General features: G+C 60.9%; 11 protein-coding genes. 10 read left to right on the forward strand and 1 reads right to left on the reverse strand.

Annotation, left to right across the window (positions count from 1 at the left end; all coding sequences use genetic code 11):
- The first annotated feature begins 111 nt into the window (after positions 1-111).
- The 10 genes from nuoG (at position 112) to GIW28_RS24715 (ending at position 11,012) form a co-directional block, all read left to right on the forward strand.
- Complete coding sequence (gene nuoG, locus GIW28_RS24670; RefSeq protein WP_236447608.1) at positions 112-2,826, forward strand: NADH-quinone oxidoreductase subunit NuoG; 2,715 nt, start codon at positions 112-114, stop codon at positions 2,824-2,826.
- Positions 2,823-3,830, forward strand: coding sequence for an NADH-quinone oxidoreductase subunit NuoH (gene nuoH, locus GIW28_RS24675; RefSeq protein ID WP_017137518.1), 1,008 nt, complete (start codon positions 2,823-2,825; stop codon positions 3,828-3,830). Before nuoG ends, nuoH begins: the two co-directional genes overlap by 4 nt.
- Positions 3,831-3,841: 11 nt before the next feature.
- On the forward strand, positions 3,842-4,390 hold the full coding sequence (gene nuoI / locus GIW28_RS24680) for an NADH-quinone oxidoreductase subunit NuoI (protein ID WP_003174725.1): 549 nt from the start codon (positions 3,842-3,844) through the stop codon (positions 4,388-4,390).
- 9 nt (positions 4,391-4,399) lie between these two features.
- Positions 4,400-4,903 (forward strand): NADH-quinone oxidoreductase subunit J, encoded by a 504-nt coding sequence (gene nuoJ / locus GIW28_RS24685; protein WP_017137519.1) that lies wholly within the window; start codon positions 4,400-4,402, stop codon positions 4,901-4,903.
- Positions 4,904-4,905: 2 nt separating this feature from the next.
- On the forward strand, positions 4,906-5,214 hold the full coding sequence (nuoK, locus tag GIW28_RS24690) for an NADH-quinone oxidoreductase subunit NuoK (RefSeq protein WP_236490423.1): 309 nt from the start codon (positions 4,906-4,908) through the stop codon (positions 5,212-5,214).
- Entirely contained in the window at positions 5,211-7,064 is a 1,854-nt protein-coding gene (gene nuoL, locus GIW28_RS24695) for an NADH-quinone oxidoreductase subunit L (protein ID WP_017137521.1), read from the forward strand. The genes nuoK and nuoL overlap by 4 nt, the downstream gene beginning before the upstream one ends.
- Positions 7,065-7,113: 49 nt before the next feature.
- Positions 7,114-8,646, forward strand: coding sequence for an NADH-quinone oxidoreductase subunit M (gene nuoM / locus GIW28_RS24700; RefSeq protein WP_017137522.1), 1,533 nt, complete (start codon positions 7,114-7,116; stop codon positions 8,644-8,646).
- A gap of 7 nt (positions 8,647-8,653) precedes the next feature.
- The gene (gene nuoN / locus GIW28_RS24705) at positions 8,654-10,117 is read left to right on the forward strand and encodes an NADH-quinone oxidoreductase subunit NuoN (RefSeq protein ID WP_017137523.1); all 1,464 of its coding nucleotides are present in this window, start codon (positions 8,654-8,656) and stop codon (positions 10,115-10,117) included.
- Positions 10,118-10,357: 240 nt separating this feature from the next.
- Positions 10,358-10,708 carry a toxin gene (locus tag GIW28_RS24710; RefSeq protein ID WP_026013737.1) on the forward strand — a complete coding sequence of 117 codons (351 nt, stop codon included), beginning with the start codon at positions 10,358-10,360 and terminating at the stop codon, positions 10,706-10,708.
- Positions 10,698-11,012 (forward strand): helix-turn-helix domain-containing protein, encoded by a 315-nt coding sequence (locus GIW28_RS24715; protein ID WP_176992566.1) that lies wholly within the window; start codon positions 10,698-10,700, stop codon positions 11,010-11,012. Before GIW28_RS24710 ends, GIW28_RS24715 begins: the two co-directional genes overlap by 11 nt.
- A 60-nt stretch (positions 11,013-11,072) precedes the next feature.
- Here GIW28_RS24715 and GIW28_RS24720 read toward each other — a convergent pair.
- The coding region (locus tag GIW28_RS24720) for an AraC family transcriptional regulator (protein ID WP_236490424.1) at positions 11,073-11,885 on the reverse strand (813 nt) is incomplete at its 5' end.

The following is an 11,885-nucleotide window of genomic DNA, read 5'->3' on the forward strand; positions in this document are numbered from 1 at the left end:
GCCCTTCGTCTTCTCATGGGCTGACGCCGTAAAGGCTGTGTTGATGCCCATGAATAACAAGATTCCATTAGCCACGCCCGCTGACAACGGGCCAACGAAGAACTTTGAACCATGGCCACTATCCACGTAGACGGCAAAGCGCTCGAAGTCGATGGGGCAGACAACCTGTTACAGGCATGTCTCTCACTAGGCCTCGACATCCCGTATTTCTGCTGGCACCCCGCGCTTGGTAGCGTTGGTGCCTGTCGCCAGTGCGCGGTCAAGCAGTACACCGACGAGAACGACACCCGTGGTCGTATCGTCATGTCCTGCATGACCCCAGCCACCGACAACACCTGGATCTCCATCGAAGATGAAGAATCCAAGGCGTTCCGCGCCAGTGTCGTCGAATGGCTGATGACCAACCACCCGCATGACTGCCCGGTCTGTGAGGAAGGCGGTCACTGCCACCTGCAAGACATGACGGTGATGACCGGCCACAACGAGCGCCGTTATCGCTTCACCAAGCGCACCCACCAGAACCAGGACCTCGGCCCGTTCATTTCCCACGAAATGAACCGCTGCATTGCCTGCTACCGTTGCGTGCGTTTCTATAAAGACTACGCCGGCGGCACCGACCTGGGCGTCTTCGGCGCCCACGACAACGTGTACTTCGGTCGCGTTGAAGACGGCGTGCTCGAAAGCGAGTTCTCCGGCAACCTCACCGAGGTCTGCCCGACCGGTGTGTTCACCGACAAGACTCACTCCGAGCGCTACAACCGTAAGTGGGACATGCAGTTCTCACCGAGCATCTGCCATGGCTGCTCCAGCGGTTGCAACATCTCCCCGGGCGAGCGCTACGGCGAACTGCGTCGCATCGAAAACCGCTTTAACGGTTCGGTCAACCAGTACTTCCTGTGCGACCGTGGCCGTTTCGGCTATGGCTACGTCAACCGCGAAGACCGCCCACGCCAGCCGCTGTTGGCCGGTGGCGCCAAGCTGAGCCTGGACGACGCGCTGGATAAAGCCGCCGACCTGCTGCGCGGCCGCAACATCGTCGGTATCGGTTCGCCGCGTGCCAGCCTCGAAAGCAACTACGCGTTGCGCGAGCTGGTGGGTGCCGAGCACTTCTACTCCGGTATCGAAGCCGGTGAGTTGGAGCGCATCCGCCTGGTCCTGCAAGTGCTGAACGACAGCCCGCTGCCAGTCCCGAACATGCGCGACATCGAAGACCACGATGCGATCTTCGTCCTCGGCGAAGACCTGACCCAGACTGCCGCGCGTATTGCGCTGTCGCTGCGTCAGTCGGTCAAAGGCAAGGCCGAAGACATGGCCGACGCCATGCGCGTACAGCCTTGGCTCGACGCCGCGGTGAAAAACATCGGCCAGCACGCGCTGAACCCGCTGTTTATCGCAAGCCTGGCTGAAACCAAGCTCGACGACATCGCCGAAGAATGCGTTCACGCAGCGCCGGACGACCTGGCCCGCATCGGTTTCGCCGTGGCCCACGCCCTGGACGCCAGCGCACCTGCCGTCGAAGGCCTGGACACTGAAGCCGCTGAACTGGCCCAGCGCATCGCCGACGCCCTGCTCGCGGCCAAGCGCCCATTGATCATTGCCGGCACCTCGTTGGGTTCCAAGGCACTGATTGAGGCTGCTGCGAATATCGCGAAGGCCTTGAAGCTGCGCGACAAGAACGGTTCCATCAGCCTGGTCGTGCCGGAAGCCAACAGCCTCGGCTTGGCCATGCTCGGTGGCGAGTCCTTGGACGCCGCCCTGCAAGCGGTAATCGACGGCAATGCCGACGCCATCGTGGTACTGGAAAACGACCTGTACACCCGCACCGATTCAGCCAAGGTCGATGCCGCGCTGGATGCCGCCAAAGTACTGATCGTGGCCGATCACCAGAAGACCGCCACCAGCGAGCGTGCCGACCTGGTGCTGCCAGCCGCCACCTTCGCCGAAGGCGACGGTACCCTGGTCAGCCAGGAAGGCCGCGCCCAGCGCTTCTTCCAGGTGTTCGATCCGAAGTACATGGACGCCAGCATCCTGGTTCACGAAGGCTGGCGCTGGCTGCATGCCCTGCGTGCGACCCTGCTGAACCAGCCGATCGACTGGACCCAGCTCGACCACGTGACCGCTGCTGCCGCCGCAAGCGCGCCGCAATTGGCACGTATCGTCGACGCTGCTCCGTCCGCCTCGTTCCGCATCAAGGGCATGAAACTCGCCCGTGAACCGCTGCGTTACTCCGGCCGTACCGCCATGCGCGCCGACATCAGCGTGCACGAGCCGCGTACCCCGCAAGACCCGGATACCGCGTTTGCCTTCTCCATGGAAGGTTACTCGGGCTCGGTCGAGCCACGCCAGCAGGTGCCATTTGCCTGGTCGCCGGGCTGGAACTCGCCGCAAGCCTGGAACAAGTTCCAGGACGAAGTCGGTGGTCACATCCGCGCTGGCGACCCAGGCACCCGCCTGATCGAAAGCACCGGTGACTCGCTGAACTGGTTCGCCGCCGTGCCGCGTCCATTCAACCCGGCCCAGGGCACCTGGCAGGTTGTGCCGTTCTTCCACCTGTTCGGCAGCGAAGAGACCTCTTCCAAAGCTGCGCCGGTGCAAAGTCGCATTCCTGAAGCCTACGTGTCCGTGGCCAAGTCCGAAGCCGATCGCCTGGGCGTCAACGACGGTGCCCTGCTCAGCCTGAACGTGGCTGGCCAGACCCTACGTCTGCCGCTGCGTATCAATGATGAGTTGGGTGCTGGCCTGGTTGCACTGCCGAAAGGCCTTGCGGGTATTCCACCTGCGATCTTTGGCAAAACCGTTGACGGTCTGCAGGAGGCAGCGCAATGACCTGGTTCACCCCTGAAGTGATCGACGTGATCATCTCGGTCGTAAAGGCCATCGTGATCCTGTTGGCCGTGGTCGTTGCTGGCGCCCTGCTCAGCTTCGTCGAACGTCGCCTGCTGGGCTGGTGGCAGGACCGTTACGGTCCGAACCGCGTTGGCCCGTTCGGTATGTTCCAGATCGCCGCCGACATGCTGAAAATGTTCTTCAAGGAAGACTGGACCCCGCCGTTTGCCGACAAGGTGATCTTCACCCTGGCACCGGTCGTGGCCATGAGCGCCTTGCTGATCGCCTTCGCGATCATCCCGATCACCCCGACCTGGGGCGTGGCGGACCTGAACATCGGTTTGCTGTTCTTCTTCGCCATGGCCGGTTTGTCGGTCTATGCGGTGCTGTTCGCCGGTTGGTCGAGCAACAACAAGTTCGCCCTGTTGGGCAGCTTGCGGGCTTCGGCCCAGACCGTGTCCTACGAAGTGTTCATGGGCCTGGCGCTGATGGGCATCGTGGTGCAGGTCGGCTCGTTCAACATGCGCGACATCGTCGAGTACCAGGCGCAGAACCTGTGGTTCATCATTCCGCAGTTCTTTGGCTTCTGCACCTTCTTCATCGCTGGCGTCGCCGTGACTCACCGTCACCCGTTCGACCAGCCGGAAGCGGAACAGGAACTGGCTGACGGTTACCACATTGAATACGCCGGCATGAAATGGGGCATGTTCTTCGTTGGCGAATACATCGGCATCATCTTGATCTCGGCCCTGTTGGTCACGCTGTTCTTCGGCGGCTGGCACGGTCCGTTCGGCATCCTGCCGCAGTTGGCGTTCTTCTGGTTCTTCCTGAAGACCGCGTTCTTCATCATGTTGTTTATCCTGCTGCGCGCTTCCATTCCGCGTCCACGATACGACCAGGTGATGGATTTCAGCTGGCGCTTCTGCCTGCCGCTGACCCTGATCAATTTGCTGGTGACGGCTGCCGTTGTGTTGTTGAACACGCCAGCCGGCGCGGTTCAGTGAGGATTTGACCCATGTTCAAATATATTGGCGACATCGTTAAGGGTACCGGTACCCAGTTGCGAAGCCTGGTGATGGTGTTCGGTCACGGCTTTCGCAAACGCGACACCCTGCAATACCCGGAAGAAGCGGTGTACCTGCCGCCGCGCTATCGCGGCCGCATCGTACTGACCCGCGACCCCGATGGCGAAGAGCGTTGCGTAGCCTGCAACCTGTGCGCCGTGGCGTGCCCGGTGGGTTGCATCTCCCTGCAGAAAGCTGAAACCGAAGACGGTCGCTGGTACCCGGACTTCTTCCGCATCAACTTCTCGCGCTGCATTTTCTGTGGCCTCTGCGAGGAAGCTTGCCCGACCACCGCCATCCAGCTGACACCGGATTTCGAGATGGCCGAGTTCAAACGTCAGGACCTGGTGTACGAGAAAGAAGATCTGCTGATCTCTGGTCCCGGTAAAAACCCTGATTACAACTTCTATCGTGTTGCAGGTATGGCCGTTGCCGGTAAGCCGAAGGGCGCCGCACAAAACGAAGCCGAGCCGATCAACGTGAAGAGCTTGCTGCCTTAAGGAAGAAAGATGGAATTCGCTTTCTATTTCGCGTCCGGTATTGCAGTGGTGTCCACGCTTCGCGTGATCACCAACACCAATCCTGTGCACGCCCTGCTCTACCTGATCATTTCGTTGATCGCCGTGGCCATGACTTTTTTCAGCCTCGGCGCACCGTTCGCCGGTGTGCTGGAAGTGATCGCCTACGCCGGCGCCATCATGGTGCTGTTCGTGTTTGTGGTGATGATGCTCAACCTGGGGCCGGCCTCGGTCGCCCAGGAACGCGTCTGGCTCAAGCCCGGCATCTGGCTCGGCCCGGTCATCCTGGCAGCCCTGCTGCTGGGTGAACTGCTGTATGTGCTGTTCGCTCACCAGAGCGGCCAGGCCATCGGCCACACCACCGTAGACGCGAAAGCCGTGGGCGTCAGCCTGTTCGGCCCGTACCTGCTGGTGGTCGAACTGGCTTCGATGCTGCTGCTCGCGGCAGCCATCACCGCCTTCCACTTGGGCCGCAACGAAGCCAAGGAGCAATGACGATGCCTGCTATCCCTTTGGAGCATGGTCTGGCGGTCGCCGGCATCCTGTTCTGCCTTGGCCTGGTCGGCCTGATGGTTCGCCGTAACCTTCTGTTCGTGTTGATGAGCCTGGAAATCATGATGAACGCCGCCGCACTGGCGTTCGTTGTTGCAGGTAGCCGATGGGCGCAGCCGGATGGGCAAGTCATGTTCATCCTGGTGATCAGCCTGGCAGCCGCCGAGGCCAGTATTGGCCTGGCGATCCTGCTGCAACTGTATCGTCGCTTCCACACGCTTGATATCGACGCTGCCAGTGAGATGCGCGGATGAACATGATCTTTCTGACTTTCGTATTTCCCCTGATCGGTTTCCTGCTGCTGTCGTTCTCCCGTGGACGCTGGTCGGAAAACCTTTCTGCCTTGATCGGCGTGGGTTCCATTGGCTTGTCGGCGATCGTCGCCGCCTACGTCATCTGGCAATTCAACGTGGCACCGCCGGAAGGCGGCCACTACACCCTGGTGCTGTGGCAATGGATGTCGGTGGACGGCTTCAAGCCCAACTTCGCCCTCTACGTCGACGGCCTGTCGATCACCATGCTCGGCGTGGTGGTGGGTGTAGGCTTCCTGATCCACCTGTTCGCGTCCTGGTACATGCGTGGTGAGGCCGGCTACTCGCGCTTCTTCTCGTACACCAACCTGTTTATCGCCAGCATGCTGTTCCTGGTACTCGGCGATAACCTGTTGTTCCTGTACTTCGGCTGGGAAGGCGTGGGCCTGTGCTCGTACCTGTTGATCGGTTTCTACTACAGCAACCGCAACAACGGTAACGCGGCACTCAAGGCCTTTATCGTCACCCGCATCGGCGACGTGTTCATGGCCATCGGCCTGTTCATCCTGTTCCAACAAGTGGGTACGCTGAACATCCAGGAACTGCTGGTGCTGGCACCGCAGAAATTCCAGGTTGGTGACTTCTGGATCACCCTGGCGACCCTGATGCTGCTGGGTGGCGCTGTGGGTAAATCCGCACAACTGCCGCTGCAAACCTGGCTGGCGGACGCGATGGCCGGTCCTACGCCGGTGTCGGCGCTGATCCACGCGGCAACCATGGTGACTGCGGGTGTCTACCTGATCGCGCGTACCCACGGCCTGTTCACCCTGGCGCCGGAAATCCTGCATCTTGTAGGGCTGGTCGGTGGTGTGACCCTGGTTCTGGCGGGTTTTGCCGCGCTGGTACAGACCGACATCAAGCGTATCCTCGCCTACTCGACCATGAGCCAGATTGGCTACATGTTCCTGGCCCTGGGCGTTGGCGCCTGGGACGCGGCGATTTTCCACCTGATGACCCACGCCTTCTTCAAGGCCCTGCTGTTCCTTGCCTCCGGTGCAGTGATCGTTGCCTGCCACCACGAGCAGAACATCTTCAAGATGGGCGGCCTGTGGAAGAAACTGCCATTGGCCTACGCCAGCTTCATCGTCGGGGGTGCCGCCCTGGCCGCCCTGCCGTTGGTGACCGCAGGTTTCTACTCCAAGGACGAAATCCTCTGGGAAGCGTTCGCCAGCGGTAACCAGAACCTGCTGTATGCAGGCCTGGTCGGTGCGTTCATGACCTCGCTGTACACCTTCCGCCTGATCTTCATCACCTTCCACGGTGAAGCCAAGACCGAAGCGCACGCAGGCCACGGCATCTCCCACTGGTTGCCACTGTCGGTGCTGATCATCCTGTCGACCTTCATCGGCGCCATGATCACCCCGCCTCTGGCCGGTGTACTGCCGGAAAGCGCCGGGCATGCCGGTGGCGCCGCCAAGCACAGCCTGGAAATCGCCTCGGGCGCCATCGCCATCGCCGGTATCCTGCTGGCCGCACTGCTGTTCCTCGGCAAGCGTCGCTTCGTGACGGCTGTGGCCAACAGTGGCATTGGTCGCTTCCTGTCAGCCTGGTGGTTCGCTGCGTGGGGCTTCGACTGGATCTACGACAAACTGTTCGTCAAACCTTACCTGGCCATCAGCCACGTACTGCGCAAAGACCCGCTCGACCAGACCATCGGTTTGATCCCGCGCGCCGCCAAGGCCGGTCACACCGCCCTGAGCCGCAGCGAGACCGGTCAACTGCGTTGGTATGCAGCCTCCATGGCCATCGGTGCCGTGCTGGTGATCGGCGCCATCGTTGTGGTAGCGGTCTGACTATGAACCTTTTGAACTTTGCGAACCTGCGAAAGGAAACGAGCCTGTCATGATTCTGCCCTGGCTAATCCTGATCCCCTTTATCGGCGGCCTGCTCTGCTGGATGGGTGAACGCTTCGGCGCCACCCTGCCCCGCTGGATTGCGTTGCTGACCATGTCCCTGGAACTCGCGCTCGGCCTCTGGCTGTGGGCGCACGGTGACTATTCATTCGCTCCGGCACCGGGTGTCGATCCAACTTTCGCGCTTGAATTCAAGCACGTGTGGATCCAGCGCTTCGGCATCAACGTGCACCTGGCCCTCGACGGCCTGTCGCTGTTGATGATTTTGCTGACCGGCTTGCTGGGTATCCTCTCGGTACTCTGCTCCTGGAAAGAAATTCAGCGCCACGTGGGCTTCTTCCACCTGAACCTGATGTGGATCCTGGGCGGCGTTGTCGGCGTGTTCCTTGCGCTGGACCTGTTCATGTTCTTCTTCTTCTGGGAAATGATGCTGGTGCCGATGTACTTCCTCATCGCGCTCTGGGGTCACAGTTCTTCGGACGGCAAGAAAACCCGGATCTACGCGGCGACCAAGTTCTTCATCTTCACCCAGGCTTCCGGCCTGATCATGTTGGTGGCGATCCTGGGTCTGGTACTGGTCAACTTCAACAACACTGGCGTGATTACCTTCAACTACGCCGACCTGTTGAAAACCAAGATGTCGCTGACCACCGAGTACATCCTGATGCTGGGCTTCTTCATCGCCTTCGCGGTGAAGCTGCCGGTGGTGCCGTTCCACTCCTGGTTGCCTGACGCTCACGCCCAGGCACCGACCGCAGGTTCCGTCGACCTCGCCGGTATCCTGCTTAAGACTGCTGCTTATGGTCTGCTGCGTTTCGCCCTGCCGCTGTTCCCGAATGCCTCGGCCGAGTTCGCGCCGATCGCCATGACCCTGGGTCTGATCGGGATCTTCTACGGTGCGTTCCTGGCTTTCGCGCAAACCGACATCAAGCGCCTGATTGCCTTCTCGTCCGTTTCCCACATGGGTTTCGTACTGATCGGCATCTACTCCGGCAGCCAACTGGCGCTGCAAGGCGCGGTGATCCAGATGTTGGCCCACGGTGTTTCGGCGGCGGCACTGTTTATCCTCAGTGGTCAGCTGTACGAGCGCCTGCACACCCGTGACATGCGTGAAATGGGTGGCGTGTGGTCGCGCATCGCGTACCTGCCGGCCATCAGCCTGTTCTTCGCCGCCGCATCCCTGGGCTTGCCGGGCACCGGTAACTTCATCGGCGAGTTCCTGATCCTGATGGGTTCGTTCGTACACACGCCGTGGATCAGCGCCATTGCTACCTCGGGCCTGGTGTTTGGTTCGGTCTACTCGCTGATCATGATCCACCGCGCCTACTTCGGCCCGGCCAAGTCCGACACCGTCCTGCAAGGGATGGATGCTCGCGAACTGATCATGGTGCTCGGCCTTGCGGTGCTGCTGATCTACATCGGTGTGTACCCGCAACCGTTCCTGGACACTTCTGCCGCGACGATGCATGGCGTGCAGCAGTGGATCGGCACCGCCTTCTCTCAACTCGCTTCGGCCCGGTAAGAGCGCTATGGAATTCACGATCCAACACTTTATCGCGCTTGCGCCGCTGCTGATTACCAGCCTCACCGTTGTGGCGGTGATGCTGGCAATCGCCTGGCGCCGCAATCACTCGCAAACGTTCCTGCTGTCGTGTGCCGGTCTTAACCTGGCCCTGCTGTCGATCATTCCGGCACTCAAGGTCGCGCCATTGGCCGTGACCCCGCTGATGATGGTCGATGACTTCGCGCTGCTGTACATCGCGTTGATCCTGGTTGCCACCCTGGCCTGCGTCACCCTTGCCCACGCCTACCTCGGCGAAGGCGGCACTGGCTACCCAGGCAACAAGGAAGAGCTGTACCTGCTGATTCTGCTGGCTGCGGCCGGTGGCATCGTGCTGGTCAGCGCTCAGCACCTGGCCGGCTTGTTCATCGGCCTGGAACTGCTGTCGATCCCGACTTACGGCCTGGTGGCCTACGCCTTCTTCAACAAGCGCTCGCTGGAAGCCGGCATCAAGTACATGGTGCTGTCGGCGGCCGGTTCCGCGTTCCTGTTGTTCGGTATGGCCTTGCTCTACGCAGAGGCTGGCAACCTGAGCTTCACCGGTATCGGTCACGCCCTGGCGGCCACCAACATGCCTGCGCCGATTGCCCAACTGGGCCTGGCGATGATGCTGATCGGCCTGGCGTTCAAGCTGTCCCTGGTGCCGTTCCACTTGTGGACCCCGGACGTCTACGAAGGCGCCCCGGCGCCAGTGGCGGCGTTCCTGGCCACCGCGTCCAAGGTTGCCGTGTTTGCTGTGATGGTGCGTCTGTTCCAGATCTCGCCTGCGGCCAACACCGGCGTGCTGAGCACCGTGCTGACCGTGATCGCCATTGCGTCGATCCTGTTCGGTAACTTGCTGGCCCTGACCCAGAACAACCTCAAGCGTCTGCTCGGTTACTCCTCCATCGCGCACTTCGGCTACCTGCTGATCGCCCTGGTGGCGAGCAAAGGCCTGGCCGTGGAAGCCATGGGCGTGTACCTGGTCACCTACGTGATCACCAGCCTGGGCGCATTTGGCGTGATCACGCTGATGTCCTCGCCGTTCAAAGGCCGTGACGCCGACGCCCTGTACGAATACCGCGGCCTGTTCTGGCGCCGTCCGTACCTGACCGCCGTGCTCACCGTGATGATGCTGTCCCTGGCCGGTATCCCGCTGACCGCAGGCTTTATCGGCAAGTTCTACATCGTTGCTACCGGTGTTGAAGCCCATGAATGGTGGCTGGTTGCCTCGTTGGTACTGGGCAGCGCCATCGGCGTGTTCTACTACCTGCGCGTGATGGTCACCCTGTACCTGATCGAGCCAAACCTGCGCCGTGTGGATGCCGAGTTGCACTGGGAACAGAAGGCAGGCGGCGTGATGCTGCTGGCCATCGCCCTGCTCGCGTTCTTCCTGGGCGTGTACCCACAACCGTTGCTCACCCTGGTGCAGCACGCGGTACTGGGCGTTTGATCGCTTAGCTTGATGCAGTAAACGAAACGGCGCCTTCGGGCGCCGTTTTGCGTTTCTGGAGTTTCAATTCTTTTGCCCTCCCCTGTGCGCTGAAATTTCCTTCCTCCTCTACCTCTTTGTCTGGCATCTAGCCGCTGAACCTAGCCGTATGGTGATTGTGTTTTAGGAAAGTTCCCACAGCCAGGTCACTTGACCCCGGGCGCGTGGGCCACCACACTATACGCAGGCTACGTACAGAACATGGATGCTCTATTTATCGAGTTGCCGGCCTTTGAACGGCATCGCAGGGACTATCTGAGTGACGAGCTATTCCAAGGCTTTCAACAGGAGTTGATGAAGAATCCGCAAGCGGGCGACGTCATCGAGGGAACCGGCGGGTTGCGCAAGGTCCGTTTCGTCGATGAGCGACGCAACAAAGGCAAACGCGGAGGCTTGCGGGTCATTTACTACTGGTGGTCGGGCGGCACGCAGTTCTGGTTATTCACCCTGTACGGCAAACACGAACAGGATGACCTTACCCCCAATCACAAGAAAGCCTTAAAACACATGCTGGACAGGGAAATCAAAGCGAGAACACATCATGAAACGTGAAATCTTTTCCGAACTGGTCGAAGGCTTCGACGCCCTGGCCGAAGAACGCCAAGGCAAAGTCACCCTGCGGACCCACAAGGTCCATCTCAACAACCTGGCCCCCCTGAGCGCCGAAGAAGTGGTGGCCGTGCGCCAACAGCTCAACCTCTCGCGCTCGGTGTTCGCCATGTACCTGCGTACCAACGTGCGCACCCTGGAAAACTGGGAACAAGGCCGGGCCAAGCCCAACGCCCAGGCCACCACCTTGATTCGGCTGGTGTCGCGCTTTCCGGAAACCGTGGCGCAGCTCGCGGCCTTGGGTTGATGGACAAAGCCCCGACAGGTTCGGGGCTTCTTCATACAGGCTTATCGGCTCCCCCGAGGACTAGGCCCCTCCTCCTTCGCCACGAAACGCACTCGGGCTCACCCCTGTCCAGCGCTTGAAGGCCCGCCGAAAACTGCGCACATCGCTATAACCGACTTCCTCGGTAATACGTTCGATCGACAGCCCCGGATTCCCCAGCAACCCCATGGTACGTGCACGTCGCACTTGCTCCTGCAACGCTTCGAACGTCAGCCCGTGTTCGGTCAGGCGCCTGCGCAGGGTGCGCCCACTCATGTTCAAGTCGCCGGCGACCTTCTCCAGCTGGCTGCCCTGCAAATCCCGCGAAATAGCGCGTTCAACGGCCTGGATCAGGTCCATCTTCTGGTGCAACTGCGCGCTCTCCAACTCCAGCAACTCCAGGGCCTGGCGCAACGCCAAGGCGTGGTGATTAGGCAGGCGTTTATCCAGCCAATGCGGGGCCAGCACCATGCGATTGTGCAGGCAGCCAAAGCGCACATCCGCGCCAAACAGGCGTTGGTACTCAGCCTGGTAAGGCGGCGCAGCGTGCACGAACTCCATGCGCAGGGGCATAAACGTCTCCCCCACGAGCGCGCGGCCATACACCATCAGGCTGGCGAAGAACTCTTCGGCCGCAAACACCTGCACCTCGGCAAACGGCAGCAGGCATTCGACGTCGACGTGTACTTCTTCCAAGGTCTCATGGGTACGGGTGGTGGCGATGCCGCCTGAGGTGTGCTGATGGCGCTCGCCAATGGCAAATGCATCGCGCAGGGTTTTGCACAGGGAGATCACATGGCCGAGCAGGCCGAGGGTGCCCAGCACGTTCTGATGCCCCACCCACAGGCCCAGCCC

The sequence above is a fragment of the Pseudomonas sp. PA-5-4B genome (assembly GCF_021606215.1).
Classification (GTDB): domain Bacteria; phylum Pseudomonadota; class Gammaproteobacteria; order Pseudomonadales; family Pseudomonadaceae; genus Aquipseudomonas; species Aquipseudomonas edaphica.

Excerpts from the sequence above, each read along its gene's own strand:
- nuoN (WP_017137523.1), top strand. The coding sequence starts at position 8,654 with ATGGAATTCACGATCCAACACTTTATCGCGCTTGCGCCGCTGCTGATT.
- nuoH (WP_017137518.1), top strand. The coding sequence starts at position 2,823 with ATGACCTGGTTCACCCCTGAAGTGATCGACGTGATCATCTCGGTCGTA.
- nuoL (WP_017137521.1), top strand. The coding sequence starts at position 5,211 with ATGAACATGATCTTTCTGACTTTCGTATTTCCCCTGATCGGTTTCCTG.
- nuoI (WP_003174725.1), top strand. The coding sequence starts at position 3,842 with ATGTTCAAATATATTGGCGACATCGTTAAGGGTACCGGTACCCAGTTG.
- nuoM (WP_017137522.1), top strand. The coding sequence starts at position 7,114 with ATGATTCTGCCCTGGCTAATCCTGATCCCCTTTATCGGCGGCCTGCTC.
- nuoJ (WP_017137519.1), top strand. The coding sequence starts at position 4,400 with ATGGAATTCGCTTTCTATTTCGCGTCCGGTATTGCAGTGGTGTCCACG.
- nuoG (WP_236447608.1), top strand. The coding sequence starts at position 112 with ATGGCCACTATCCACGTAGACGGCAAAGCGCTCGAAGTCGATGGGGCA.
- GIW28_RS24710 (WP_026013737.1), top strand. The coding sequence starts at position 10,358 with ATGGATGCTCTATTTATCGAGTTGCCGGCCTTTGAACGGCATCGCAGG.
- GIW28_RS24715 (WP_176992566.1), top strand. The coding sequence starts at position 10,698 with ATGAAACGTGAAATCTTTTCCGAACTGGTCGAAGGCTTCGACGCCCTG.
- nuoK (WP_236490423.1), top strand. The coding sequence starts at position 4,906 with ATGCCTGCTATCCCTTTGGAGCATGGTCTGGCGGTCGCCGGCATCCTG.